28 protein-coding genes are annotated in these 25,260 nt (G+C 43.9%); 17 read left to right on the forward strand and 11 right to left on the reverse strand.

The features are described from left to right. Window positions 1-76: 76 nt before the first annotated feature. Window positions 77-1,132 (reverse strand): sensor histidine kinase, encoded by a 1,056-nt coding sequence (locus tag HYN49_RS12100; protein WP_108904354.1) that lies wholly within the window; start codon window positions 1,130-1,132, stop codon window positions 77-79. Between the two features lie 150 nt (window positions 1,133-1,282). Here HYN49_RS12100 and rlmD point away from each other — a divergent pair, with 150 nt between their 5' ends. The 3 genes from rlmD to HYN49_RS12115 are packed head-to-tail and all read left to right on the forward strand — an operon-like array spanning window position 1,283 to window position 3,992. Further along, on the forward strand, window positions 1,283-2,695 hold the full coding sequence (rlmD, locus tag HYN49_RS12105) for a 23S rRNA (uracil(1939)-C(5))-methyltransferase RlmD (RefSeq protein ID WP_108904355.1): 1,413 nt from the start codon (window positions 1,283-1,285) through the stop codon (window positions 2,693-2,695). A 21-nt stretch (window positions 2,696-2,716) separates the two neighbouring features. Further along, window positions 2,717-3,271 (forward strand): DUF6452 family protein, encoded by a 555-nt coding sequence (locus tag HYN49_RS12110; protein ID WP_108904356.1) that lies wholly within the window; start codon window positions 2,717-2,719, stop codon window positions 3,269-3,271. Beyond that, on the forward strand, window positions 3,243-3,992 hold the full coding sequence (locus tag HYN49_RS12115) for a DUF6048 family protein (protein ID WP_108904357.1): 750 nt from the start codon (window positions 3,243-3,245) through the stop codon (window positions 3,990-3,992). Before HYN49_RS12110 ends, HYN49_RS12115 begins: the two co-directional genes overlap by 29 nt. 50 nt (window positions 3,993-4,042) lie before the next feature. On the opposite strand, the gene HYN49_RS12120 is transcribed toward HYN49_RS12115, so the two are convergent. Then, on the reverse strand, window positions 4,043-4,273 hold the full coding sequence (locus HYN49_RS12120; RefSeq protein WP_108904358.1) for a hypothetical protein: 231 nt from the start codon (window positions 4,271-4,273) through the stop codon (window positions 4,043-4,045). Window position 4,274: 1 nt separating this feature from the next. After that, window positions 4,275-5,456, reverse strand: a complete 1,182-nt coding sequence (locus HYN49_RS12125) for a THUMP domain-containing class I SAM-dependent RNA methyltransferase (protein WP_108904359.1) — start codon at window positions 5,454-5,456, stop codon at window positions 4,275-4,277. A gap of 148 nt (window positions 5,457-5,604) precedes the next feature. Between HYN49_RS12125 and HYN49_RS12130 the strand changes: the two genes are divergently transcribed. The 8 genes from HYN49_RS12130 (at window position 5,605) to HYN49_RS12165 (ending at window position 10,696) form a co-directional block, all read left to right on the forward strand. Then, a complete protein-coding gene (locus HYN49_RS12130; RefSeq protein ID WP_108904360.1) occupies window positions 5,605-6,345 on the forward strand; it encodes a class I SAM-dependent methyltransferase in 741 nt (246 codons plus the stop codon). Then, window positions 6,345-7,037: a ZIP family metal transporter gene (locus HYN49_RS12135; RefSeq protein WP_108904361.1), complete on the forward strand. Its 693-nt coding sequence runs from the start codon at window positions 6,345-6,347 to the stop codon at window positions 7,035-7,037. The genes HYN49_RS12130 and HYN49_RS12135 overlap by 1 nt, the downstream gene beginning before the upstream one ends. A gap of 161 nt (window positions 7,038-7,198) precedes the next feature. Continuing rightward, window positions 7,199-8,017, forward strand: coding sequence for an N-acetylmuramic acid 6-phosphate etherase (gene murQ, locus HYN49_RS12140; RefSeq protein WP_108904362.1), 819 nt, complete (start codon window positions 7,199-7,201; stop codon window positions 8,015-8,017). Further along, on the forward strand, window positions 8,017-8,235 hold the full coding sequence (locus HYN49_RS12145; RefSeq protein ID WP_108904363.1) for a DUF6095 family protein: 219 nt from the start codon (window positions 8,017-8,019) through the stop codon (window positions 8,233-8,235). Before murQ ends, HYN49_RS12145 begins: the two co-directional genes overlap by 1 nt. Further along, window positions 8,235-8,807, forward strand: coding sequence for a pentapeptide repeat-containing protein (locus HYN49_RS12150; protein WP_108904364.1), 573 nt, complete (start codon window positions 8,235-8,237; stop codon window positions 8,805-8,807). Before HYN49_RS12145 ends, HYN49_RS12150 begins: the two co-directional genes overlap by 1 nt. Window positions 8,808-8,809: 2 nt before the next feature. Then, window positions 8,810-9,388: a DUF1572 family protein gene (locus HYN49_RS12155; protein ID WP_108904365.1), complete on the forward strand. Its 579-nt coding sequence runs from the start codon at window positions 8,810-8,812 to the stop codon at window positions 9,386-9,388. A 106-nt stretch (window positions 9,389-9,494) separates the two neighbouring features. Beyond that, window positions 9,495-9,872, forward strand: coding sequence for a DNA topoisomerase IV (locus HYN49_RS12160; protein ID WP_108904366.1), 378 nt, complete (start codon window positions 9,495-9,497; stop codon window positions 9,870-9,872). A gap of 29 nt (window positions 9,873-9,901) precedes the next feature. After that, window positions 9,902-10,696 carry a TerC family protein gene (locus tag HYN49_RS12165; protein WP_108904367.1) on the forward strand — a complete coding sequence of 265 codons (795 nt, stop codon included), beginning with the start codon at window positions 9,902-9,904 and terminating at the stop codon, window positions 10,694-10,696. A 68-nt stretch (window positions 10,697-10,764) separates the two neighbouring features. Here the strand turns inward: HYN49_RS12165 and HYN49_RS12170 are convergent, their stop codons facing one another. The 7 genes from HYN49_RS12170 to ychF form a co-directional block, all read right to left on the reverse strand. Further along, entirely contained in the window at window positions 10,765-13,464 is a 2,700-nt protein-coding gene (locus tag HYN49_RS12170; protein WP_108904368.1) for a DNA gyrase/topoisomerase IV subunit A, read from the reverse strand. 127 nt (window positions 13,465-13,591) lie between these two features. After that, the gene (locus tag HYN49_RS12175; RefSeq protein WP_108904369.1) at window positions 13,592-15,448 is read right to left on the reverse strand and encodes a DNA topoisomerase IV subunit B; all 1,857 of its coding nucleotides are present in this window, start codon (window positions 15,446-15,448) and stop codon (window positions 13,592-13,594) included. Between the two features lie 213 nt (window positions 15,449-15,661). Then, on the reverse strand, window positions 15,662-16,345 hold the full coding sequence (locus HYN49_RS12180) for a TIGR02117 family protein (protein ID WP_108904370.1): 684 nt from the start codon (window positions 16,343-16,345) through the stop codon (window positions 15,662-15,664). 1 nt (window position 16,346) lies between these two features. Beyond that, on the reverse strand, window positions 16,347-17,321 hold the full coding sequence (locus tag HYN49_RS12185) for a transglutaminase domain-containing protein (RefSeq protein ID WP_181368956.1): 975 nt from the start codon (window positions 17,319-17,321) through the stop codon (window positions 16,347-16,349). A gap of 96 nt (window positions 17,322-17,417) precedes the next feature. Next, window positions 17,418-17,915: a YcxB family protein gene (locus tag HYN49_RS12190; RefSeq protein ID WP_108904372.1), complete on the reverse strand. Its 498-nt coding sequence runs from the start codon at window positions 17,913-17,915 to the stop codon at window positions 17,418-17,420. A 10-nt stretch (window positions 17,916-17,925) separates the two neighbouring features. Beyond that, on the reverse strand, window positions 17,926-18,453 hold the full coding sequence (locus HYN49_RS12195) for an NADPH-dependent FMN reductase (protein WP_108904373.1): 528 nt from the start codon (window positions 18,451-18,453) through the stop codon (window positions 17,926-17,928). 121 nt (window positions 18,454-18,574) lie between these two features. Beyond that, window positions 18,575-19,669: a redox-regulated ATPase YchF gene (gene ychF / locus HYN49_RS12200; protein ID WP_108904374.1), complete on the reverse strand. Its 1,095-nt coding sequence runs from the start codon at window positions 19,667-19,669 to the stop codon at window positions 18,575-18,577. A gap of 187 nt (window positions 19,670-19,856) precedes the next feature. Here ychF and HYN49_RS12205 point away from each other — a divergent pair, with 187 nt between their 5' ends. Next, complete coding sequence (locus HYN49_RS12205) at window positions 19,857-20,390, forward strand: hypothetical protein (protein ID WP_108904375.1); 534 nt, start codon at window positions 19,857-19,859, stop codon at window positions 20,388-20,390. A gap of 51 nt (window positions 20,391-20,441) precedes the next feature. On the opposite strand, the gene HYN49_RS12210 is transcribed toward HYN49_RS12205, so the two are convergent. Next, a complete protein-coding gene (locus tag HYN49_RS12210) occupies window positions 20,442-20,792 on the reverse strand; it encodes a 4Fe-4S dicluster domain-containing protein (protein WP_108904376.1) in 351 nt (116 codons plus the stop codon). 140 nt (window positions 20,793-20,932) lie between these two features. Here HYN49_RS12210 and HYN49_RS12215 point away from each other — a divergent pair, with 140 nt between their 5' ends. The 5 genes from HYN49_RS12215 (at window position 20,933) to HYN49_RS12235 (ending at window position 25,255) form a co-directional block, all read left to right on the forward strand. Further along, entirely contained in the window at window positions 20,933-22,024 is a 1,092-nt protein-coding gene (locus tag HYN49_RS12215; RefSeq protein WP_108905065.1) for an acyl-CoA reductase, read from the forward strand. Window positions 22,025-22,181: 157 nt separating this feature from the next. Continuing rightward, on the forward strand, window positions 22,182-23,252 hold the full coding sequence (gene serC, locus HYN49_RS12220; protein WP_108904377.1) for a 3-phosphoserine/phosphohydroxythreonine transaminase: 1,071 nt from the start codon (window positions 22,182-22,184) through the stop codon (window positions 23,250-23,252). Between the two features lie 184 nt (window positions 23,253-23,436). Then, entirely contained in the window at window positions 23,437-24,399 is a 963-nt protein-coding gene (locus tag HYN49_RS12225) for a D-2-hydroxyacid dehydrogenase (RefSeq protein WP_108904378.1), read from the forward strand. Window positions 24,400-24,471: 72 nt separating this feature from the next. Next, window positions 24,472-24,909 (forward strand): DUF6146 family protein, encoded by a 438-nt coding sequence (locus HYN49_RS12230; RefSeq protein ID WP_108904379.1) that lies wholly within the window; start codon window positions 24,472-24,474, stop codon window positions 24,907-24,909. Between the two features lie 10 nt (window positions 24,910-24,919). Then, entirely contained in the window at window positions 24,920-25,255 is a 336-nt protein-coding gene (locus HYN49_RS12235) for a DUF6787 family protein (RefSeq protein ID WP_245892184.1), read from the forward strand. Window positions 25,256-25,260 lie beyond the last annotated feature (5 nt).

Here is a 25,260-nt window from a genome sequence, read left to right on the forward strand (position 1 = left end):
TTTTTAGTTGCCTAAATTTACGTGTTAATCTGCAAAAATACAATCCGGCTAGCGAAAAATTAACACAAACAAAATATTACTTTCTCCTGTATAATTTCAGGTCAATGAAGAAAGTCGCGCCCTGTTGGTCGCCGCCGCTTTCTGCATAAAACATGCCTTCGGCCTTCTTAATGATCTGGCTCGAAAGGTACAGGCTCATCCCGTTCGGCTTGCCTTCTTTATCAGAACGCGTCATATTGGTGAGCCTGAACAGGTCCTTAGTGCTACCCGCATCAAATCCGGCACCGTTATCGGCCACTGAAATTTTGATGTGGGAATGGTGCCTGTAGACGCTGAGTTTAATGGTTTCCCCGGCAGGAGAATATTTAATGGCATTATCGATCAGGTTTGTAAGCACCGTCAGCAGGGATTCACTGTCAATGCGAAGGTGTGTCTCGATGATCTTGACATCGGTAACCAGGCTGATGTCCTTCTCCTGGAGCTTCTCCGCAAATTTTTTCTTGATCAGGCCCACGATTTCATCAAATTTGATGCCCCTGACCTTAAACATTTTTTTCGAAAGTGCTTCTTCTTCTTGCAATATGGCAACATAAGTCTCAAGGAAATCCTTTTGCTTTCCAGCAGAAGTGATAATCGCATTGGCTTCAGAAATGATGGCTTGTGACGGCTGTAAACCGATGATTTTCTGAGCAGCCGCCAATGGGATTTCAGCAAAAGCCTTCATATCATTTGAAAGCAGTCCCGCAAGATCCTGCTTCTGCTGAATCAGGCTTTCGTTGATTTTTACCGCCGACTGTATATTGGCCATCAACAATCCGGCAGCATCGGTATGCTCTGTCGGGAGATTGGGCATGGTGCGTGTTGTGCGGTAACTTTCCAGTGCTTTTGATGCGGCTTCTATGGGACTAATGAGTTTTTTCAATAATATCAGCGTAACTGCTGTTGCCAACAAGGTCATGGCCAACGCCATTAATAGGATGGATGTAGGTGAAATATTGGTTTCATAAAAAGAAATGAAAAAAATCAGGCCTATGAGCGGAATATGGATTCCTACAAAAGCGACAAATAAAAATTTTCCGGCATAGTGGTTTTTTAAAAACCCTACGTTGGATAAGGAAGCGTATAATTTCATGCCAATGGTGTTTCAATATTGATTTCGATAACTACGAAATCGTTACCGTGTTGGTTTTTCAAATATAGCATTATTCATACATCAACAAAAAATTATTGCGACGGAACTTAAAAATATTGAGGGTTTTAATTTTAAGCTTACTTTTGCGGCATGGCAGCAAAAAAGACAGACAAAATCGTTTTTGAAAATATCGAAGTCCTCGATGCAGGTGCAAAAGGCGTTTCAGTTGCGAAAGCTCCTGATGGCAAAGTAATTTTCATTCCAAATGTGGTTCCGGGCGATACCGTAGATGTTCAGACTTTCAAAAAAAGGAAAGCATATTATGAAGGGAAAGCCCTTCGTTTCCATTCGTTTTCAGAACATCGCACTGAACCGAAATGCCAGCATTTCGGCGTTTGCGGCGGCTGCAAATGGCAAAACATGAAATACAGCCAGCAATTGCATTACAAGCACAATGAAGTCAGAAACCACCTGCAGCGCATCGGGAAAATCGAATTGCCGGAGTTTGAGCAGATCCTTGGTTCGGAAAAGCAATTTTTTTACCGCAACAAAATGGAATTCGGGTTTTCAAATTCCCGTTGGCTGACCGAAAAAGAGATCGGGACATCTGATGAAATCGACAGCCGCAACGCTTTGGGTTTCCATATTCCCAGGATGTGGGACAAAATCCTTGACATTACCGAATGCCATCTGCAGGCAGATCCTTCCAATCAGATCCGAAATGAAATACGCAAATTTGCCATCGAAAATAACCTTGAATTTTTCGACCCCAGGAACCATGAAGGGCTGTTGCGCACGTTGATGATCCGTACGGCATCAACAGGTGAAATCATGGTATTGATCCAATTCTTTAAGGAAAATAAGCCGCAACGTGAATTGCTTCTGGATTTCCTTTCTGAAAAATTCCCACAAATCACTTCGCTGCAATACGTCATCAACGGCAAACCAAACGATACGATCTACGACCAGAAGGTCATATTATATAAAGGACGCGATTTCATTTATGAAGAAATGGAAGGTTTGAAATTCAGCATCAATGCCAAGTCGTTTTACCAGACAAATTCGGCACAGGCATATGAGTTATACAAAATCACCCGCGACTTTGCCAGTCTTACCGGGAATGAAACCGTATATGACCTGTACACCGGCACCGGCACCATAGCACAGTTTGTTTCCAAAATGGCCAAAAAAGTGGTTGGGGTGGAAGCCGTTCCTGAAGCCATTGCAGATGCGAAGGAAAATGCAAGGCGCAATGGGATTACGAATTGTGATTTCTTTGTAGGAGACATGAAAGTGGTTTTCAATGAAGCCTTTATCGCCGCAAATGGCCATCCTGATGTGATTATCACCGATCCACCAAGAGACGGCATGCACAAGGACGTAGTGGAGCAAATCCTGAAGATTGCACCCGATAAAGTGGTTTACGTAAGCTGTAATTCGGCTACACAGGCAAGAGACCTGGCGCTGATGGATGAAAAATATAAAGTGACCCGCGTGCGTCCCGTAGATATGTTCCCGCAAACGCACCACGTTGAAAATGTCGTACTTTTAGAAAAAAGATAATTCCGGAAACCAGGTTACAATATGAAAAAGATATATTTATTGTTTTTGCTTGCCTTAGCGCTTTGCGGTTGCGAGAAAGACGACATCTGTGATTCATCTACATCCACCACACCAAGGCTTGTCATCGAATTTTATGACTACACCAATCCGGCAGTGCTTAAAAACGTTACAGACCTGAAAGTCATGGGAACCGGTGCTGATGAAGCCATTGTGTTCAACAGCACGCTACCGGAAGAGGATCAAAACCGTTACCTCGCCAATACTAACAAAATCATGCTTCCGCTAAAAATCAATGACGATACGGTAGAATATACGCTGACACTGAATTCAGGCAACGCGGTTTTAAACGTAACCGATATCATCAGGCTGAATTATACCCGCACGAGTGAATATGTGTCGCGTGCCTGTGGATACAAGACCCTTTTTAAACTGAATCCCGACTTTAACGACAATACTTCGCCGTTAATCATCAACAATATTCCGACGGCCAATTCCGGAAACTGGATCAGGAATGTAGAAATCATTAAATCAAACCTGGAAACTGAAAATGAAACACACGTCAAGATATTTTTTTAGTGCGGTTTTTCTTTGCCTTGGTTTGATGCTTCAGGCGCAGGAAACCAAAAAAGATTCGGTCAAGCCGAAAAAGGAACGCTATGGTCTTCGCATCGGTGCCGATCTTTTTAAATTGTCGCGCTCGGTTTATGACAAAGATTATAAAGGATTGGAATTTACCGGCGACTACCGCCTGACCAGGAAATATTACCTGGCCGCTGAAATCGGGAATGAAAGCAAAACCACTGATGAGGACCAGTTGAATTTTACGACCAAAGGGACTTTCCTGCGCTTCGGTTTCGATTATAATATGCATGAAAACTGGCTTGACCTCGAGAATATGATTTATGTCGGGCTTCGTTACGGCATCAGCACTTTCAGCCAGGAACTCAACAGTTATAAGGTGTACAATCCGAATCCTTATTTTAATGAAAGCTCAACTATTACCGTAGGTGAAAAATACAGCGGCCTTTCCGCCCAATGGCTCGAGGCTGTGGCCGGAATGAGGACGCAGGTTTTTAAGAATACCTTTGTGGGTTTCAGCATCAGGTTAAGTACTTTGGTGACCAATAAAAAACCATCCGGATTCGACAATTTATACATTCCCGGATTCAACCGTACTTATAATGGCGATTTCGGTTTCGGGTTTAATTATACCGTTTCTTACTTCCTGCCTTTGTATAAGAAACAGGTGAAGATGGAAGAAAAGTCGGCAAAGTCGGCAAAGTCCGGAAGTCAGTAAGACCAATCATTTCCCATCTTTCGGACTTTACTAACTTTCGGACTCTCCGACTAGAGTTGCTTCACCCCCTTCAAAAAAATCCATTTCATAAATACCTTTTCCCCTGCCCCGGTTTTCACGGCCTGGAATTTCGGTGCCAGTAAACTTGCGGCGACAGCAGCGGTAACGGGTTTCAGCCAGCCATTCAGGTTGGTAAATCCGGCTGCAAGGAAATACATTACAAGGTATAATGCTGCAAAACAGGCAAAGTTATAAAGCAGTGCTTTTGTAGTTGGTTTCATTTTATTTTGGATTATTGTCAGACATCCCCGGGTTGAATTTCGCGCGTTTGCTGCCCTCATACATTTCGTATTTGACCAGGCGCGCTTCGAGGCTTCCGTTGAACAATTTAATTTTACGGGACGGTTTCAACCCTACGAATTTCAACGCTTCCATATTGGCGGTAATAAACCAGGCATTAGTATTCGGATAGCTTTGTTTCAGCGTGTCCCCTATTTCCGCATAAAACCGTTCCATATTGATATCGAGGCGTTCGCCGTACGGCGGATTAAAAACCATATGCAACGGTCCCGCAGATTCTTTTTCAGTATCAAAGAAATTGCGTTCATGAACAGTGATATAATCATCCAGGTTGGCATTGCGGATATTGTCTTTGGCTTTCAAAACCGCAGAGGGTGCCTTGTCATAGCCTTTAATCGTATAGTGGAATTCCCGTACTTTCTTAAGGCACGATTCGGAAATCATATCAAATAACTCATTATCCCAATCTGACCACTTTTCAAATGCAAATTCCCTGCGGTTGATGTTTGCCGGAATATTGCACGCGATCATTGCGGCTTCCGCCAAAAGTGTTCCGCTACCGCACATCGGGTCCAGGAAATCGCCCTGCCCATCCCAACCGGAAAGCAACAGCATCCCCGCTGCAAGTACTTCATTTATTGGCGCAATGTTCGTTGCCGTACGGTAACCGCGATGGTGCAATGATGCACCCGAAGTATCCAGCGCGACCGAAACCTGGTCGTTATGGATGTGGATATTGATCCGAAGATCAGGATGTGTTTTATCCACGCTCGGACGCTGCCCCGATTTTTGCCGGAACTGGTCCACGATGGCATCCTTGCATTTCTGCGAAACGAACTCGGAATGTTTAAACCGTTCCGAATTTACCGTCGAATCAATCACAAATGTCTGGTCAGGATTCATATACTGGGACCAGTTCATACTGTAAATCCCTTTGTAAAGGCTGTCTTCATTAAACGCACGGAAATGGTATACCGGCTTCAGGATTTTGAGTGCGGTGCGCAGCGACAGGTTCGCTTTATACATAAAGCCCTTATCGCCTTTAAAACTCACCATACGCACTCCGGCCTCAACTTCCTGTGCACCCAAGGCCCTGAGCTCTTTTTCCAGTATGTCTTCAAAACCGAAAAAGGTCTTGGCAATCATCTTAAAATTTTGTTCCATAAATTTTAGTATTGAGATATGAGTATGGAGAACTGAGATATGAGAATATCATTTATTAACGGTTCCATTCTCAATACTCATATCTGACATCTCCTATCTGAATCTGGCAAAAATAGTCTAAATTTGCGTTTCAATCCGAAAAAAGAATATGTCCGAAAAAGAGAATCAGAAATCAAATTGGTATGCTTCATGGTTTGACACGCCTTACTACCATATTCTGTACAAAGACCGTGATAATACCGAGGCACGGCTTTTTATGGACAACATCACCCAATACCTGAATTTACCGGAACAGGCCAAAATCCTCGATTTAGCCTGCGGTAAAGGCCGCCATTCCATTTACCTGAATGAATTGGGCTATGACGTTACCGGTGCCGACCTTTCCGAAAACAGCATTGCAGAAGCCAGGAAACATGAAAATGAAAGCCTGCATTTTGTCGTGCATGACATGAGGCAGCCATGCGCCGAGCAGTTCGATGCGGTTTTGAACCTGTTTACAAGCTTCGGATATTTTGAAGATGATGCGGACAATACCAGGACCCTCGTGGCCATTAAGGAAAGCCTGAACGAGACCGGATTTGCCGTAATCGACTTCATGAACGCCACGCATGTCATCAATAACCTGGTGCCTGAAGAAACCAAAACCATTGATGGCATCACCTTCAACATCAAAAGGTACTATGCCGATGGCCATATTTTCAAGGAAATTGACTTTGAGGACCAGGGCAACGCTTATCATTTTACAGAAAGGGTTCAGGCCTTAACACTGTCGGATTTTGAAAACATGATGGAAGAAGCCGGGATATTCCTGCTCGATATCTTCGGGGATTACAAACTCCGGAAATACCACAAAACAGAAAGCGAAAGACTGGTCATGATATTTAAATAATGAATTATTTACTCCCTTTGTTATCGGTGTTGGCAGGTTATGCATTCGCCATATTTGTCCAACCGAAAAAGAAAAAAAACCTCAAACTGCTGCTGTCCTTCAGCGGGGCATTCCTGCTGTCCTTAACCGTGATGCACCTGCTCCCGGAAGTGTATGAAAGCGACCATGCCGCAAACGTTGAAGGACATTCGCATGCCGTCGGGATATTCATCATGGTCGGGATTTTATTCCAGATCCTGCTCGAATTCTTTTCAAAAGGCGCGGAACACGGCCACGTACACGGCCATGAAGAAATGCAAACGATGCCATGGACATTGTTCTTCAGCCTCTGCCTCCATGCCTTTCTCGAAGGGTTTCCGGTTAGCCGCCACAGCGACCTGGCCATGGGGATTGCCATCCACCACTTGCCGATTGCCGTCATCCTGACGCTTTTCTTCATCAATGGCAAATTGAAAAAAACCACGATTTTTATATTCATGGCAGCGTTTTCGATCATGACGCCGTTGGGAACCTTTGCCTCGGAATCGCTGTCTGTCTTAAACGACTATTACACTCAGATTACGGCCATAGTCATCGGGATCCTATTCCACATTTCCTCGACCATTATTTTTGAAGCCAGCGAAAACCACAAATTCAACGTTGCCAAATTATCGATGATCGCACTTGGGATATTGTTAGCGTTCCTGCTATAAGGCGCTGCATCTACCCAATGTTGGCAGGCGCATTGAGTCGTGCCTTCTGCATTTTAACTGCTTTTCTGATTGCGCCAATTTGTTGCTATTGCAATCAAAAATCCCGCGCGATTTTAATTGTAAAATCGTAACTTTGGTTCAGAACCAAAAAACCATATATTTTGTCTTTTACCAAAACGACCGAACAATCCTCAAAATACAACAGCCTCGAATCCATGCCGGTCAGCGAATTGCTGGCCAACATCAATAATGAGGATAAAACAGTGCCTTACGCTGTTGAGAAAGCGCTTCCGCAGATAGAAAAACTCGTCAATGAAATCGTGTCGCGCATGCAAAATGGCGGCCGCCTGTTCTATATCGGTGCCGGAACTTCCGGAAGGCTGGGCATTGTCGATGCGTCTGAATGTCCGCCAACTTTTGGAGTGCCGTTCGACCTTGTCAACGGGATTATTGCCGGCGGTGACAAAGCCATCAGGCGCGCCGTGGAAAATGCCGAAGATGATGCGAATCAGGCCTGGAAAGACCTCACAGACATGAATATCGGCGCAAACGACACTGTCATCGGGATTGCCGCTTCAGGCACAACGCCTTATGTCATCGGCGGATTGGAGCAATGCAACAGGAATAATATATTAACGGGAAGCATTTGCTGCAACGCTGACAGCCCGCTTTCACAAACGGCAATGCATCCCATAGATGTGGTCGTAGGCCCGGAGTTTGTAACAGGAAGTTCCCGGATGAAAGCAGGTACCGCGCAAAAACTCGTACTCAACATGATTTCCACAGCCGTGATGATCCGTTTGGGCCGCGTAAAAGGCAATAAGATGGTCGACATGCAGCTCAGCAACAACAAGCTCGTAGACCGCGGCGCGAAAATGATCGTAGAGGAAACCGGCGTCAGTTATGACCAGGCCATTGAAATGCTGGTTCAATATGGCAGTGTCAGAAGCGCTGTCGATAATTTCCAAAATAAATTATAATGCCTACAAATAAAGACGTTTTAAACAAAGGATTAAAGCTGCTGACATTCGCATTGCCCTGCGCGTTCGTCGGTCCTGCAGTCATTCATTTTGCCTTTATCAACAAGCAGCAGCCTTTGTTCCCATTGGTATTCGGCATTGGGATCGTACTGGCATTTACCGCCATTTTCCTGATGTTCAAAGGCATCATCACCATCATAAACAGCATGACCGATTGATGGAAAACCTCATAAATATCGATGTTGTTTTTGAAAAGCTATCCCTTTTCAACCAGACCCTGAGGAACAGGGAATTTGACGGATGCATCTTCCGCAACTGTGATTTTTCGGGCAGTGATTTGTCGAACAATACTTTTACGGATTGTGAATTCCACAATTGCAATTTAGGAATGGCCAAACTGCGGGAAACGGGCTTAAAGACGGTTTCATTCACCAGCTGCAAACTGATTGGCGTACGCTTTGATGAAACGGAGGAATTCCTTTTCAGCGTCAGTTTTGACAATTCAATACTCGATTATGCGTGTTTTGAAAATAAGAAAATGCCTAAAACCACCTTCAGTTACTGCTCTTTGCGCGAAACGATTTTTATCGGAGCCAATCTTACCGATTCTGATTTTGACCACTGCAATCTCGAAGGTGCCATTTTCAATGAAACCGAATTGAAGGAATGTGATTTCACGACGGCTTACAATTTCGCCATCGATCCGGAATTCAACCCCATGAAAAAAGCTAAATTTTCAACTGAAGCACTGCCCAGCCTGCTTACCAAATACGACATTAAAATCATCTGATTATGGATATCAATTCCGCTTACCTCGAAAGCGCCCGCAAGCAATTCCTGTATTATAAAACCATCGCGGAAAAAGCCATGGCGCAGCTGCATGACGGCCAATTGTTTGCCTCAGACAATGAAGACACGAACAGCATTGCCGTTATCGTAAAGCATTTGTCCGGAAACATGCTCTCCCGCTGGACCGACTTCCTGACCTCCGACGGCGAAAAGGAATGGCGTGACCGCGACAATGAATTTAACGATACCTATGAATCAAAAACAGAAATGCTGGATGCCTGGAACAAAGGCTGGGACTGCCTTTTCAATGCCCTTGACAACCTGAAACCGGAACAGCTTTCGGACATTATATATATCAGGAACGAAGGACACACCGTAGTGGAAGCCATAAACCGGCAGCTGGCACATTATCCGTACCATGTGGGACAGATCATCTTTTATGCGAAGATGCTCAAGCAAGGCGAATGGGACACACTTTCCATCGCGCGAAACAAGTCCGGAAGTTACAATGCGGATAAGTTCTCGAAAGAAAAAGCAATCCGTAATTTCACTGACGATGAATTGGACAAATTAAACAAATAGAACTACGTACCCTAGCCCCGATTGCAGCGTAAATCCTTTTTTATGGCATAGCGCAGCGGAGCCGCAAAAAAGATTGCAGCGAAAAGCGGGATAAAGCTCCTTAAAAATGAAAAAAATACTTTTAGCAACAATTTCGTTACTGATGATGTCGTGTTATGAACCGCCGGAACGCAAATGCGCCGATTTCAAAACCGGGAAATTCCGCACGGAACAAACCGTCAACGGAAAGAAAACCGTCATGGAGTTTGAACGCAACGACAGCCTCGAGACCGGGATTTTAAACGGAAAGCAGGAAATCGCAACGATCCGCTGGGTGAATGACTGCGAATACATCATGCGCAAGAAAGACCCGAAAAATTACCGTGAAGCCGTGGCAATAGGCGTGAAAATATTGACCACCTCGAAAAATTCCTATACCTTTGAATATGGGGAAGTCGGGAAATCTAAAAAGTTTACCGCCACCGCCACAAAGATTTCCGACTAACTAAAACCTAAAATTACAAATACCGCCACATGGAAGTTTTACTGAATCCCAATTCCTGGATTGCCTTACTGACACTCACATTTCTCGAAATCGTATTGGGGATTGACAATATCATCTTCATCTCGATTGCCACAGGAAAACTGCCTCCTGCAAAACGAAAAAGGGCTACTAAAATCGGGATGTTCCTTGCCATGTTTATGCGTATCGGGTTGCTTTTCGGAATTACATTGCTCATTGCGATGAAAGAACCGTGGTATTCGATCAATACGGGCTGGCTGACGCTCAACATCACTGGGCAAAGCATTATATTACTGCTTGGCGGCCTGTTCCTGCTGTATAAAAGTACCAGTGAAATCCGCGAGAAAGTAGACGAGAAAGGCGAAGAGGAAAAAGAGCTCAAACGCGGTGCCGCTTCGACTTTTGGCAGCGTGATTGTACAGATCATCCTGATTGATATGGTATTTTCGTTTGACAGTATCCTGACGGCCGTCGGGATGACGAACGGGGTTGTGGGCGCGATTTACATCATGATTGCGGCAGTGATTATTTCGGTATTCATCATGATGCAGTTTGCAGTTCCGATTGGTACGTTCGTGAACAAGAATCCATCCATACAGATCCTGGCATTGTCATTCCTGGTGCTGATTGGCTTTATGCTGATTGTGGAAGCGGCGCACCTGGCAAACGCTTCCTTCTTCGGGAATCATGTGGAAACCGTTCCGAAAGGCTACTTATATTTCGCCATCGCATTCTCTTTGCTGGTAGAACTGCTGAATATGAAAATGTCGAAAAAGAATAAGAAAAGCCGTGATGAGGAAGCCTAAATAAATTAGGAATTACAAATTATGAATTACGCATTGGTAGTTCGTAATTCATAATTTGTAACCCATAATTAAAATAGTGTGATCTGTCCCTCATCGTCAATCTGCATATTTTCATCGGATATTATTTCGCCTGCTTCGGTAACTTCCGGTTCTTCCGGGATGATTTCCTCAGGAATTTCATAAGGTAATGGATCCAGCATACTGACCTGCTTCAGTTTATCAGTAGTTAATTGATTTCCTAGTGCTTTAAGCCCTTTTACTGCAATAAATGCTTCCACATCTACAACGAGGTTTTCTTTTTGTACGCCTTTCACTTTGGCAAAAACCAGTTCCGCCACAGGACGGTAATCCGTCGATACGATTTCGAGTTGGGAATTCGGGTGCTCGCTGATGAATGTCTCCTCTTTACCTTCTGTTTCTACAAGGAAACGCTTTAAATAATAGCGCTCTTTTTCACCATCGTAATAAATTGCGGAAATCGGTTTCTTCGGAATCCATTTTTCCAAAACGACCATATCCGGATCGAAATGCGTGGTAAGTTCAGGGATAATGACCTTAAGTTTACCCGCTTGTGATATCACAAGGATCTTATCGCTTGGCCTGAATTCGCCCAGCAGTTCCCCACGCGCATCCACGTTAAGTCGCTGCACGGTATCATCAAACCAGATTTTGCGTGGCAACAATGTCGAAATCCCTTTTTCCTTAAGCTCGATTTTCTTGATAGGGTATTTGGTGACAAGATTGCCTTTTGATGAACGCCCTTTGATGGCCATATTGGCAAAATCGATATCGAACTTCAGTTTTTTGATGCTACCGATTTGGCGCAGTAGAATGGTAATGACTTCCGCTTCCCCATTCGGGTTGTTAGAGAAATACAATACCTGTGAACCCGCATTGCCATTGGTCAGGTCGTAAGCTTTGTCACGCGTGACGCCGGAAACATTGAAACGCTTGATAAACGATGGCCCGGATTTCCCATCGCGGTATACCATATTATAAATCGTGCGTTTGTCGTTTTTGTCAAAAATATCGACATGGATGATGTCTTTGCCTATGAATTTCTTGTCATCGACCTTTGTAATCATCACCGAACCGTTGCGCAGGAATACGATCACATCATCAATGTCTGAACAATCCGTCACATACTCGTCCTTCTTCAATCCGGTACCGACAAAGCCTTCTTCGCGGTTCACGTAAAGTTTGGTATTGCGCAATACCACTTTTGTAGCTTCAATATCGTCGAAAATGCGGAGTTCCGTCTGGCGTTCGCGTCCTTTGCCGTATTTCTCTTTCAGTTTGGTAAAAAAGGCTATTGCAAAATCAATCAGGTGGTCAAGGTCGTGTTTCACCTGTTCGATTTCCCCTTCGAGCGCTTCAATTTTTTCCTGTGCTTTGTCGATATCGAATTTGGAAATCCTCTTAATCCGGATTTCAGTCAATCGGTTGATATCCTCTACAGTGACTTCGCGCTTTAAATGCTTGATGTGTGGTTTCAAACCTTCATCGATGGCATTGATGACACCTTCCCAGGTTTCTTCCTCCTCAATCAGGCGGTAAATCCTGTTTTCGATGAAAATCCTTTCCAGCGATGCAAAATGCCAGTGTTCTTCAAGTTCGTCGAGCTGGATTTCGAGTTCCTGTTTCAGCAACTGCACCGTTCTTTTGGTTGATATCCGCAGCATTTCCGACACGCCGATGAACATCGGTTTATGATCCCCAATGACGCAGCCCAATGGCGCGACCGACGTTTCGCAACCAGTAAATGCATATAATGCGTCAATGGTCTTATCGGGAGAAACGCCTGGAAAAAGATGGATCAGTATCTCTACCTCGGCAGCGGTATTGTCCTCAATTTTTTTGATTTTTATTTTCCCTTTCTCATTGGCTTTCAATATACTGTCGATCAGGGTTGAAGTGTTGGTTGAAAATGGAATCTGCGTAATAACGAGCGTATTCTTGTCCCATTGACCAATCTTTGCGCGTACCCGCACACGCCCGCCGCGCATCCCGTCGTTATAATTTGATACGTCAGCGATACCTGCAGTCTGGAAATCAGGAAAAAGCTGGAATGGCTTATTTTTCAGGATTTTTACCGAAGCATCAATCAGTTCGTTGAAATTGTGTGGCAAAACTTTTGTCGAAAGCCCAACGGCGATTCCCTCTGCGCCCTGCGCCAACAGCAACGGAAATTTTACCGGAAGATTATTCGGCTCATTACGGCGGCCGTCATAAGAGGCAACCCATTCCGTAATTTTCGGACTGTACAACACTTCCAAAGCGAATTTGGAAAGCCTCGCTTCAATATAACGTGACGCTGCTGCACCGTCACCGGTCAGGATATTCCCCCAGTTTCCCTGGGTGTCAATGAGCAGTTCCTTCTGCCCTATCTGCACCATCGCATCACCAATACTCGCGTCACCGTGCGGATGGTATTGCATCGTATGCCCAACGACATTGGCCACTTTGTTGTAACGGCCGTCATCGAGTTCCTTCAACGAATGCATGATGCGGCGCTGCACGGGCTTAAAGCCGTCCTCGATAGCCGGTACGGCACGCTCGAGAATTACATACGAAGCATAATCGAGGAACCAATCCTTGTACATTCCGGTAACCTTCGTGATGGTATCATTCGGGTCTTCCTCATCCTGTTCGTAGAAATGGCTGCCTTCGGAAATACGGATTTCCTCATCAAAACCTTCAGTACTGTCGTTCAACGCACCTTGAGATTCGTCGTCATTGGGGATAATATCGTCTTCTTCGTCTTTCATTTATTGGAGTCAAAAGCAATCGCTTTTCTTCACTTAAAAATTATATTTCTCTCTGCAAATGTGCTTTTCATTTAGCACTTTATTGCCATCCTTGTCAATTGTTTCTTCTTTTACGAAATCGCATTCGTTATGACTCTGTGATCATATCCAATTCCACTTTCAGGTTATTGATGATGAATTCCTGCCTGTCCGGTGTATTTTTCCCCATATAAAACGAAAGCAATTGCTCAATCGATGTACCTTTATCCAGCATGATCGGGTCCAACCTGATGTCATCACCGATGAAATGTTTAAACTCATCCGGCGAAATTTCCCCCAATCCCTTGAATCGGGTAATCTCAGGTTTCGGCTTCAGTTTTTCAATTGCGGCGACACGTTCCTCTTCAGAATAACAATAAATCGTTTCTTTCCTGTTCCGCACACGGAAAAGTGGTGTCTGCAAAATATACAAATGGCTTTCCTTTATCAATTCAGGGAAAAACTGCAGAAAAAAAGTGATCAGCAGCAAACGGATGTGCATGCCGTCAACATCGGCATCAGTGGCGATTACAATGTTGTTGTACCGCAGGTCGCTCATATCCTCTTCGATATTCAAAGCAGCCTGCAGCAGGTTGAATTCCTCATTCTCATACACGATTTTCTTGCTCATGCCGTAAGAATTCAACGGCTTGCCGCGAAGGCTGAAAACCGCCTGTGTATTGACATCGCGCGATTTTGTGATCGAACCAGAAGCCGAATCCCCCTCCGTAATGAAAAGCGTGCTTTCGAGGTAGCGCGGGTTCTTGATATCGGGTAAATGTACGCGGCAGTCACGCAGTTTCTTGTTGTGCAGGCTCGCTTTCTTGGCGCGGTCTTTGGCAAGTTTGCGGATTCCGGAAAGCTCTTTACGCTCCCTTTCAGCCTGGAGGATCTTACGCAATAATAAATCGGCGGTTTCCGGGTTTTTATGCAGGAAATTGTCGAGTTTGTTTTTGACAAAATCATTGATGAAGGTACGCACTGAAGCCATATCGGGGCCCATTTCCGTAGAGCCCAGCTTTGTTTTTGTCTGGGATTCGAAAACAGGTTCCATCACTTTTACACTCACCGCGCTCACGATGGATTTTCGTATATCGGAAGGCTCAAAGCCTTTATTGTAGAACTCACGGATGGTTTTCACCAATGCCTCACGGAAAGCCACCAAATGCGTTCCGCCCTGCGTCGTATTCTGCCCGTTGACAAAAGAATGGTATTCTTCGCTGTATTGGGATTTGCTGTGCGTCATGGCAATCTCAATGTCATCACCCAGGAGATGTATGATCGGGTACACCATGTCTTCTTCTGAAATATTTTCATCAAGCAAATCCTTCAGTCCGTTATCCGAATAGAATTTTTCACCGTTGTAAATAATCGTCAGGCCGGTATTCAGGTAGCAGTAATTCTTAAGCATTTTTATTACATATTCATTCCTGAATTTGTAATTTTTAAAAATGGCTTCATCGGGTACAAAGACGACTTTTGTACCCTTCCTCTTCGTAGTATCGATCACCTCTTCTTCTGACACCAGGTTTCCGGCTGAAAATTCTGCGGCTTTCTGCTTGTCATCACGTACGGATTCCACGCGGAAATAATTCGACAAAGCGTTTACTGCCTTGGTACCGACACCATTTAAACCCACGGATTTCTTAAACGCCAGCGAATCGTATTTACCGCCGGTATTCATTTTCGAGACGACATCCACCACTTTTCCCAACGGAATGCCGCGGCCGTAATCGCGTACGGTAACCGTCTTATCGCGAATGGTGACTTCAATCGTTTTTCCGGCACCCATAACGAATTCATCGATACAGTTGTCGATGACTTCCTTGAGCAGGATATAGATGCCGTCATCTACAGAAGAACCGTCGCCAAGCTTCCCGATGTACATGCCGGGGCGCATGCGGATGTGTTCTTTCCAGTCTAACGAACGGATATTATCTTCGGTATATTGATTTTCGCCTGACATGTAGAATAACGGTTTTGACTTACAGTGAATTTGGCTCATTGCTCAGCGCACGGCCTCTTTTTTGCTAATATAGTTGAAATAACAGGGATTTGAAAGACGGGAAAATCAAAGTTATTAAGAATGATATTGACAAATAAGCCAGGGAAATCCGGAAGATAGAGGAACAAAAGGTTTTACGTTTGCTGTTTCTTTCGAACTTTTCTAACTCTCGTACTAATAATGGCAGAAAATCCCGCCATCAGTCAATGTCCATAATGCGGCTTTCTGACGGCCTGATTTAAGTGCATTGTTGGTCCAGGAATTGCAGGTGTAAAACAGGTTGTATTTGCCTTTGGCTTCATAGAAAATGTCATTCAGGCCGTAGCCAGAACCTTTTATAGGCAGTGTATTTCCTTTTGCATCAGATTGGAATGATCCTTTGACAAAATCAACCATATCAATATATTCCTTGCGGCTAATAAAAATTTTCCTGCAGTTTTCATTTTCTTTAGGTACATCAAGAAAAACCACATGCATGACACTTGTCCCGAGGTAAAATGCAGCATTAAATGCGGTACCCGCTTTTAGGTCAGACCATTCAGGGGTATTCAGGTAAAAATCCCGGTCACCCCAGCCAAATGCGGCATATTGCAGTGTGGTATCTTTCGCTGTCGTATGATCTGCACTGATAACTTTATTCCAGTCATAAATGCTATTTTTTAAAGGGAAAACCACATCGGTATGCACGCCATTTGTCCGGATGTAGATGGCGATATCGTGCGAATTATCGGTGTCATTCGTGTTTACTGGAATTCTGGAAATAATGAAAGCCAGGGCGATGTACAGAATAATAAACCCCAGCAGATACAATAATATTCTGTTTAAAAACCGCCAGTCTTTCTTTATAATGCCTTTCAAATTACCTCCCGATTTTATAAGCTGCGACAGAGCGGTTGTTTACAAAAAGTGTCAGGAACCCTCTATCGGTTGCCGCGATCGGGATTACGAACTCTGAAAGGTTGCCATTGCGTTTCAATTCAGGCTCCTGCAATTGGTTTTGGTTACTGAAGACATAGCTGACATTGTCACCTTCATCCAAATCTGAAATGCGGAACGGAATCGATTTCTGTGTAGCAGACAACACGCCATTTTCAGGATACAGGATCTCATAATCGGAATCGACATAACTGCCATAATACAATGGAAGGTTCGCAAAATCTTCGGGAGTCCTCTGCAGCATCGACATCCTGGCATCTTCAGGAAAATGATTCAGGAAGAAAACTTCCGGTGTTGGGCAAAAATAACCATCACTGAATGAAGGCACGAATTTTCCGCTATTCGTATCGACACTTCCCGCGCCCCACGTTACATCGACAAGGTTCCAGGAATTACCAATCTTCACGGCATTCCAGATGTGGTCGCTCGGTTGCGGCAGTTTCCCGATCTGCATCAGGTTTGTTTTTGCACTTCCGGGAATATCAATGCATTTCAGCGCGGTGAGGTCGCACAGATGATGGAATAATGCTGCATAATTCTGGCAGATGCCTTTACCCTGCTTCAGCGTTTTCTTTGCAAGATCAACACGGAATTTCTTTTCTTTTTCGATGCGGTCGGCTTCGTCCTTATAATAAAATGCGATACCATTCCCGGAATGCGCAGCAGGCAAATCATAACGGATATTGGTAGCAATCCAGGTGTAAATGGCGCGTGCCCTGTCAGATTCGGTATCGAAATCACTGTTGATTTTCTCTGCAAGTTTTTCGGTTGAAGAAAACGAATCCGGATAATTCCTTACGATGCTGTCGACGGAGGCATAATCCTGCGCGAAGGTACTATGAAAAAAAATCAGGGAAAATGTAATGGCCAGGGGCAGACAGGGAAATCTCTTTTTCATCGTCATTTCACTTTGCAATAAGTATACCACAAAACGTCCCTACGGTTAAAAAAATTTCAATACAACAGATAATTAACAGTTTGAGGTAATCGGAGATTAGCTTTTCAATCGGAGTTTTATTCCGGAAAGATTTTTGAAGATATTCCTTAATCCGGTTATTTCATCTGGCATCATGTCTTTTTTCGGAATCAGGTTTGCGACCAGCTTACTTTGGTAAACCAGAAACCAGTCACGCGTTTCTTCTACACGATACAGGCCATCCAAAGCAGATTCGGAAATAAAACCCGCTCCTTTTGAGATCATTTTCTCCTTTGTAAATTCATATTCTACAGGCTGTTGGATCCTTTTATTTGAAGCGAAATTCCTTGCTGCCTTAAAATACAGCATTGCTGGAATAAAGAGGATGTAAAATGCGAACAACCCTGTAAACATCGCGTCAAGGCCAAAATAAAAACGTCCCGTAAGCTGTAATATTCCCATCACGATGAGTACAAAACTCAATGTGGTGAAAATAATCGTGAATGGCTTCCTGTAAGTCAGGTAGAAGCACAATCTCAGGTAGTCTTTGCTGTTGATTTTAGTTTTGAAAACCATGACAATACTTTTAAATTGCAAATCCGCTGACGATATCCCGAAGGTTTGCATCCAGCTCCTGATTGGTAACGCGAATGGCATCCGTATCAAAATTCTCGTAAAACGACGGCAATGAAAAGACGGCTTTGATATTTCCGCCATACCGCGGCAGGTTGCTTTCCGCAATCTCAAGTACGCTTTTCCCACCACGCTGTCCCGGTGACGTTGCAAGTAAAAGCATGGGTTTGTTTTGGAAAACTTCTTTCTGGATCCGGGAGCACCAATCGAAGAGGTTTTTGAACGCTGCTGAGTAATTGCCGTTATTTTCTGCCAAAGACAAAACAATCGCATCTGCGGAAGCAATTTTATCTAAAAATGCCTGCGCTAACGGATGCTTGCCGATTTCGTTTTCACGGTCCTGGCTAAACAATGGCATTTCATAATCGTTGATGTCAAGCAATTCTACATCTGCGTTTTCAAAAAGACTTGAAGCATACGCAGATAATTTCCTGTTGATGGATTTAGAGCTGTTGGAGCCTGCGAAGGATAGAATTTTCATTGGAGTACTTTGTAAAGTTGGAAGTTAAAAGGACTATAAGATCGCTTCGTTGTAAGATAATAAGATTTTTGTTTGTCCTGAAGCGAAGCGGTCTTAAAATCTTACAGTCAAAAGTTGCGTCCTATACATTAAACCTAAAATGCATCACATCGCCATCCTTCACAATATATTCTTTCCCTTCCACGCGGAATTTTCCTGCTTCCTTCACTTTAGCCTCTGAACCGAACTGAACGTAATCTTCATAAGCAATTACTTCGGCGCGGATGAAACCTTTTTCAAAATCCGTATGGATTACGCCCGCAGCCTGAGGCGCTGTTGCTCCGATATTCACGGTCCAGGCACGCACTTCCTTAACACCTGCTGTAAAATAGGTTTGCTGTTGCAGCAATTTATAAGCTGCGCGGATCAGCACAGAAGCGCCCGGTTCCTCAAGGCCCAGGTCTTCAAGGAACATTTTGCGTTCTTCGTATGTTTCCAATTCTGTAATATCGGCTTCGGTGCCCACGGCGAGCACGATGACTTCGGCATTTTCGTCTTTTACGAGTTCGCGGACCTGCTCTACATAGGCATTCCCAGTGGCTGCTGATCCTTCATCAACATTGCAAACGTATAATACAGGCTTAGAAGTGATGAGTTGGAAATCATCCATCAGTAATTCTTCGTCGTTGTTATTTGGTTTTACTGTACGCGCGGATTTGGCTTGTAATAAAGCCTCCCGGATACGGTTCAGGAACGCCTCTTCTGTCTGTGCTTCCTTATTGCCGGTTTTGGCTGCACGCTTTACTTTTTCCAGCCTTTTATCTACTGTTTCAAGGTCTTTGAGTTGTAATTCTATATCGATGGTTTCCTTGTCGCGGATCGGGTTTACGTTGCCGTCAACGTGAACAATGTTGTCATTGTCAAAGCACCTTAAAACATGGATGATCGCATTGCACTCGCGGATGTTTCCAAGGAATTGGTTCCCCAGCCCTTCGCCTTTACTGGCACCTTTTACCAACCCCGCAATATCTACAATATCAACCGTTGCCATTACGACGCGTTCCGGTTTTACAAGTTCTTCGAGTTTGTTGATACGTGGATCAGGTACATTCACCACACCAATATTAGGCTCGATGGTGCAAAACGGAAAGTTCGCGCTTTGGGCCTTGGCATTTGATAAACAATTGAATAAAGTTGATTTTCCTACGTTCGGTAACCCGACAATTCCTGCTTTCATTACATGGTGTTTTAAAAAGTGCGCAAATATAGCGATTTAGAATTGATTATGCAGTGCTTCATTGTCGCGTGGCATACTTCTAATGATAAATTAGCGGTCATTCTGATAAATTTCATTGAAATTCCGTAACACATTTCGCACAAACGGTTTCTAATTTTGTGTTGATATAAATCAAAAACTAAACATCATGAAAAAAATATTTTTAAGTGCCGTTTTGCTTATCGGAATGAATGCAATCGCACAGAACAAGAACATCACCAATGTTACCAAGACAACAGTTACTACCGTAAAGGATTCTGACGGTGAGAAAAAACAGGTCAAAAAAGAAAATGTCCAGGAAGTGCAAAACATTGAACTTCAGAATGCCGAGTCCAATGCATTGAACAAAGACCTTAAACAAACGCCTGTACAGGTAACTTCTACAACACAGATCACAAATCCTGACGGGACAACCCGTACCGTCGATGTGGACCGCTCATCTTATTATGAGGCGAATGGCGTAAAGTATGATGTGAAACTGGATGCGCAGGGTTACACCGTAAATTCACCTTCATTCAAAAAACCTGCTTTGTTGAGAAAAACATCGACCAATAGTTATATTTATCGTGGTAAAGACCAGACCTCCATCGGGTATTTTGACACCAATGGAAACCTCGTTCTCGAAACTTATGACGACAGCTCAGATAAAGTTACCGTGCAAACCTTTGCAAGGGTAAAATAAAAAAGTTTGCGCCTAAAACTAAAAATCCTGAGTATAACACTCAGGATTTTTTTATTCGTTATGCAGAAACGCCTGCCGGTTGAGCAGCGTTTCCTCACTTTCCACATAATCATCGTCAGGAACACAGCAGTCGACCGGGCATACCGCAGCACATTGCGGCTCTTCATGAAAACCTTTACATTCTGTACATTTGCCGGGAACGATGTAATAAATATCGTCAGAAATCGGGGTTTGCGGATCTTCTGCATCGACAGTTTCACCGGAAGGCAAAACTACTTTTCCGCGTAGTGAAGTCCCATCTTTGTAGCGCCAATCGTCAGCACCTTCATAGATTGCCGTATTCGGGCATTCCGGTTCACACGCACCGCAATTGATACATTCGTCTGTTATGATAATTGCCATTTTTCAGGTTTAAGGGTTCAGGCTGCAAGGTGCAGGAAACGGTTGCCGGCAAAACCCTGCACCCTGTACCTTGCACCCTGTACCAAAAAGAACTAATTTTGCGCAAAATTACGTCCAAAACAATTCATAAGCAAATCAATATGGTTTTAGCAGATAAAAAAACGGCTTTCGTGACACTCGGAAAATTTCTCAGGCAGTTTTCTGAACACGGAAATACTAAAAACCCGGTAGTGCCGCATAACGATTTGTTTTTTGACGCTTTCGCAGATTTGATCCTGCTGTCGCAATCGCACAATGGCTGGTATACGCCGGAGCAGGTTTACTTTTCGGTGCAATCATGGGCAGAAGCTTTGACGGTTGAAAACCTTGAGAAATGGCTTTCTGCGTATGATATTAAGGACGTGGCACCGAAAATTGTTGGGTTGATATTGGCCGGAAATATTCCGCTTGTGGGTTTCCACGATTTCCTCAGTGTATTGATGAGTGGTCATAAAGCTTTGGTGAAATTATCCTCAAATGACCAGAAGTTATTGCCATTTATCGCAAAATACCTGATTGCGGCCGACGGAAGGTTTTCAAATTTAATCGAATTTACGGAAGGCAAACTGGAAAATTTTGATGCGGTAATCGCCACGGGAAGCAACAATACGGCACGTTATTTTGAATATTATTTTAAGGACAAGCCTTCAATTATCCGGAAGAACAGGAATTCGGTGGCGGTTTTGGATGGCAGCGAATCAAAGGAACAGATGGTGGCGCTGGGTGAAGATGTATTCCGGTATTTCGGGTTGGGATGCAGGAATGTTTCCAAGATTTTTATCCCGAAAGGTTACAATTTCGACCCATTCTTCAATGGCATGTTCCCGTACCAGGATGTGATAAAATATGAGAAATACGCCAACAATTACGACTATAATAAAGCGGTGTTCCTGATGAGCAACTTCAAATTGCTTGACAATGAATTCCTGACGATTAAGGAAGATACGGGCTATGCATCCCCTATTTCGAGCGTGTTTTATGAATATTATGAAAATCTTTCAGACATAAAAACACGATTGCAACACGATAAGGACCAAATCCAATGCATCGTTTCGAACAACCTGATTGACAATAGCATTCCTTTCGGGAAAACACAGCAGCCGGAATTGTGGGATTATGCGGATGATGTGGATACGGTGGCGTTCTTATTGCAGTTAGGAAAGTCCGAAAAGTCCGAAAGTCCGAAAGATTAAAACTGCTGCATTGACTTCCGGACTTTCAGACTTTTCCAGCTTCCGGACTCGTCAACTACAACGTTTTTGTTAATAACCTTATGAAATTATTATCAAATCGTAATCAGCGGATTAATTGATTTTAAGAAATTTGCCGTTGAATTTTTATTACGCAAAAATGAAAAAACACAATTACAGCGCCGGTCCGTGCATCCTTCCCCAGGAAGTATTTGAGAAATCGGCGGCCGCCATACTCGACTTTAACCATTCTGGTTTATCCATCCTTGAAATCTCGCACCGTAGCAAGGATTTTGTCGCCGTAATGGACGAAGCGCGGGCTTTGGTACTCGAATTACTCGGGCTAGAAGGCAAAGGTTACCAGGCCTTATTCATGCACGGTGGTGCCAGCCTTGAATTCCTGATGGTGCCGTGTAACCTGATGAAACAGGATGGAAAAGCGGCGTATCTTGATACGGGAACCTGGGCAAATAATGCCATTAAGGAAGCTAAATTCTTCGGGGAAACGGTGGTTGCCGCCTCTTCCAAAGAAGCGAATTACAGTTTTATCCCAAAGGATTTTTCCATTCCGGCTGATGCAGATTATTTCCATTGCACGAGCAACAACACCATTTTTGGAACACAGATGAAATCTTTTCCTGAAACCAATGTGCCTTTGGTGTGTGATATGAGTTCGGATATATTTTCGAGGACGATCGATTTTTCGAAATTCGATTTGATTTATGCAGGGGCACAGAAAAACATGGGGCCTGCCGGAGCGACATTGGCGGTTGTAAAAGAAGCCATTCTGGGCAAAACCGGTCGTTCGATTCCGAGCATGCTCGATTATCAAAAACATATCGCTGCGGAAAGCATGTACAATACACCAGCTGTTTTTCCAGTTTATGCGTCATTGCTGACATTACAATGGCTTAAGAGTTTGGGCGGCATTTCTGCCATTGAAAAAATAAATGAACAGAAAGCCGCACTTTTGTATACTGAAATCGATCGTAACCCTTTGTTTAAGGGCACGGCAAATATTGAAGACAGGAGCAATATGAATGCGACGTTCCTTTTAAATGATGAAGCGCATGCCCCACTATTCGATGAATTGTGGAAGAAAGCCGGAATCTCGGGAATTCCCGGACACCGTTCTGTCGGAGGATACAGGGCGTCGATGTACAATGCCCTGCCGCTGGAAAGTGTTCAGGTGCTGGTAGATGTGATGAAAGAACTTGAAACTAAAATATAACACGGAGCGCCTAGCCCCGATAGCAGTGGAAATCCTTTTTATTTGCTGCCAAAAATAAAAAGATTGCAACGGATAGCGGGAAATAGCTCCAAAAAAAATGAATTAGAAAATTAAGCAATCAGATAATTATTCAGTTTTTTGCATGATCTGATTTTCTAATTTTCACATTATCTAATTAAAAATAATGAAAGTATTAGCCAACGACGGAATATCAAAAAGCGGCATCAAGGCGCTTGAAAAAGGCGGTTTTGATGTCATTACAACTAAAGTCGCGCAGGAGCAGGTTGCGAATTTTATCAACGACAATGGCGTTTCGGTGCTGTTGGTGCGCAGTGCGACTAAAGTCAGGAAGGACATTATCGATGCCTGCCCGGGCCTCAAAGTGATTGGTCGCGGCGGTGTCGGGATGGACAATATCGATGTCGATTATGCGCGCGCAAATGGCAGGCACGTGATCAATACACCGGCATCTTCGTCGGAGTCGGTGGCCGAATTGGTTTTTGCGCATCTGTTTACCGGTGTCCGATTTTTACAGGATTCGAACAGGAATATGCCGCTGGAGGGCGATACGAATTTTGAAGGCCTGAAAAAGGCTTATGCGAATGGTATCGAGCTTCGTGGCAAGACTTTGGGAATCATCGGTTTCGGGAGGATTGGGCAGGCCGTGGCAAAAATGGCGTTGGGATTGGGGATGAAAGTAATCGCCGCCGATAAATTCTTAGGCAAAGCCGAAATTAAAGTTGATTTCTACAATGGGCAATTCATCATTGTTGAAATCCCTACAGAACCACAGGAAGATTTATTTAAGCATTCTCATTTTATCACGCTTCATGTTCCGGCACAGGACGGCTATGTGATTGGCGCTGAGGAATTGAAGCAGATGCGTGACGGCGTAGGGATTATCAATTGCGCAAGAGGCGGCGTGATTGACGAAGTGGCGCTGATTGAAGCGCTCGATGAAGGAAAAGTTTCCTTTGCAGGACTAGATGTTTTTGAAAGCGAGCCGACTCCGGAAATCCAAATTTTGATGCATCCGAAAATTTCACTGACACCGCATATCGGGGCGGCTACGGAAGAGGCACAGGACCGTATCGGAACGGAATTGGCAGAACAGATTATCAGCATTTTGAAGACTGAAAACACTTAATGTTAATACGTTAAAGTTATACAAAGCACCTCCACAAGGTGCTTTTTTTATTATATTTAGGATAAAAATCTCATGAAAAAGACTGCCTTTATTATGTTGCTGCTTTCGTCTCTCATGATTGCCTGCATGGCTTCTAAAAATGGTGTTCCGGGCGCGCCTGGGAAAGATGCCACCATGGCCGTAAACGACACCATCCGGATTGCAAATGACAAACTGGAATATGAAATTATCATCATTGATCCCGGTTTCAGTTCGTGGTTCAATTCCTATGCAAAGCCACGGAATTATTATTCACAGCCTTATCTCGAAGCACGCAACAGTACCTGGGTCAGTGCTTGGAATATACGGGCTTCGTCACCGCTTCAATACGGTAATCTTTATGGCATGCGGATCGATTACGACAGCAATATCGATTATGGATATGAGGTGAACTATATGTTGTACAATTATCTGACGTATTTCCAGATTGTGAATAAGGTGCAGCTCGGCGGTTTTGCCCCAAGGATATAAAATCGTATTTTTGGCACAAATTAAACCGATGGGCAAACTTAAACAACGCTGGGGCATTACTTCCAACCTGCAGATGGCGGTGATTTTTGTGGTGTTTGCAATCAATGGAACGCTTTCGGCGGAGATTTCTAAATTTTTAATGGGCCTGATGCACATCAGCAAAGAGAATACGGCATTGTATTTTTACTATCCGCTGTTGCTTATTTTGGTGCTTCCCCTCTACCCTTTCTTACTGATGGTCTTTGGGTATCTTTTTGGGCAATCGGCGTTCTTCTTTCCTTTTGCTAAAAAAATGCTGCGCAGTATCGGCCTTGGATTTATATTCGGGCAAAAAAAAACTCCCTGAGCGGG

Source organism: Flavobacterium pallidum, from assembly GCF_003097535.1.
In the GTDB taxonomy this organism is placed as follows: Bacteria; Bacteroidota; Bacteroidia; order Flavobacteriales; family Flavobacteriaceae; genus Flavobacterium; species Flavobacterium pallidum.

Bases quoted from the DNA above. Each gene is read 5' to 3' on its own strand.
- HYN49_RS12100 (WP_108904354.1), bottom strand. From the start codon at position 1,132: ATGAAATTATACGCTTCCTTATCCAACGTAGGGTTTTTAAAAAACCAC.
- rlmD (WP_108904355.1), top strand. From the start codon at position 1,283: ATGGCAGCAAAAAAGACAGACAAAATCGTTTTTGAAAATATCGAAGTC.
- HYN49_RS12110 (WP_108904356.1), top strand. From the start codon at position 2,717: ATGAAAAAGATATATTTATTGTTTTTGCTTGCCTTAGCGCTTTGCGGT.
- HYN49_RS12115 (WP_108904357.1), top strand. From the start codon at position 3,243: ATGAAACACACGTCAAGATATTTTTTTAGTGCGGTTTTTCTTTGCCTT.
- HYN49_RS12120 (WP_108904358.1), bottom strand. From the start codon at position 4,273: ATGAAACCAACTACAAAAGCACTGCTTTATAACTTTGCCTGTTTTGCA.
- HYN49_RS12125 (WP_108904359.1), bottom strand. From the start codon at position 5,456: ATGGAACAAAATTTTAAGATGATTGCCAAGACCTTTTTCGGTTTTGAA.
- HYN49_RS12130 (WP_108904360.1), top strand. From the start codon at position 5,605: ATGTCCGAAAAAGAGAATCAGAAATCAAATTGGTATGCTTCATGGTTT.
- HYN49_RS12135 (WP_108904361.1), top strand. From the start codon at position 6,345: ATGAATTATTTACTCCCTTTGTTATCGGTGTTGGCAGGTTATGCATTC.
- HYN49_RS12145 (WP_108904363.1), top strand. From the start codon at position 8,017: ATGCCTACAAATAAAGACGTTTTAAACAAAGGATTAAAGCTGCTGACA.
- HYN49_RS12150 (WP_108904364.1), top strand. From the start codon at position 8,235: ATGGAAAACCTCATAAATATCGATGTTGTTTTTGAAAAGCTATCCCTT.
- HYN49_RS12155 (WP_108904365.1), top strand. From the start codon at position 8,810: ATGGATATCAATTCCGCTTACCTCGAAAGCGCCCGCAAGCAATTCCTG.
- HYN49_RS12160 (WP_108904366.1), top strand. From the start codon at position 9,495: ATGAAAAAAATACTTTTAGCAACAATTTCGTTACTGATGATGTCGTGT.
- HYN49_RS12165 (WP_108904367.1), top strand. From the start codon at position 9,902: ATGGAAGTTTTACTGAATCCCAATTCCTGGATTGCCTTACTGACACTC.
- HYN49_RS12170 (WP_108904368.1), bottom strand. From the start codon at position 13,464: ATGAAAGACGAAGAAGACGATATTATCCCCAATGACGACGAATCTCAA.
- HYN49_RS12175 (WP_108904369.1), bottom strand. From the start codon at position 15,448: ATGTCAGGCGAAAATCAATATACCGAAGATAATATCCGTTCGTTAGAC.
- HYN49_RS12185 (WP_181368956.1), bottom strand. From the start codon at position 17,321: ATGAAAAAGAGATTTCCCTGTCTGCCCCTGGCCATTACATTTTCCCTG.
- HYN49_RS12190 (WP_108904372.1), bottom strand. From the start codon at position 17,915: ATGGTTTTCAAAACTAAAATCAACAGCAAAGACTACCTGAGATTGTGC.
- HYN49_RS12195 (WP_108904373.1), bottom strand. From the start codon at position 18,453: ATGAAAATTCTATCCTTCGCAGGCTCCAACAGCTCTAAATCCATCAAC.
- ychF (WP_108904374.1), bottom strand. From the start codon at position 19,669: ATGAAAGCAGGAATTGTCGGGTTACCGAACGTAGGAAAATCAACTTTA.
- HYN49_RS12205 (WP_108904375.1), top strand. From the start codon at position 19,857: ATGAAAAAAATATTTTTAAGTGCCGTTTTGCTTATCGGAATGAATGCA.
- HYN49_RS12210 (WP_108904376.1), bottom strand. From the start codon at position 20,792: ATGGCAATTATCATAACAGACGAATGTATCAATTGCGGTGCGTGTGAA.
- HYN49_RS12215 (WP_108905065.1), top strand. From the start codon at position 20,933: ATGGTTTTAGCAGATAAAAAAACGGCTTTCGTGACACTCGGAAAATTT.
- serC (WP_108904377.1), top strand. From the start codon at position 22,182: ATGAAAAAACACAATTACAGCGCCGGTCCGTGCATCCTTCCCCAGGAA.
- HYN49_RS12225 (WP_108904378.1), top strand. From the start codon at position 23,437: ATGAAAGTATTAGCCAACGACGGAATATCAAAAAGCGGCATCAAGGCG.
- HYN49_RS12230 (WP_108904379.1), top strand. From the start codon at position 24,472: ATGAAAAAGACTGCCTTTATTATGTTGCTGCTTTCGTCTCTCATGATT.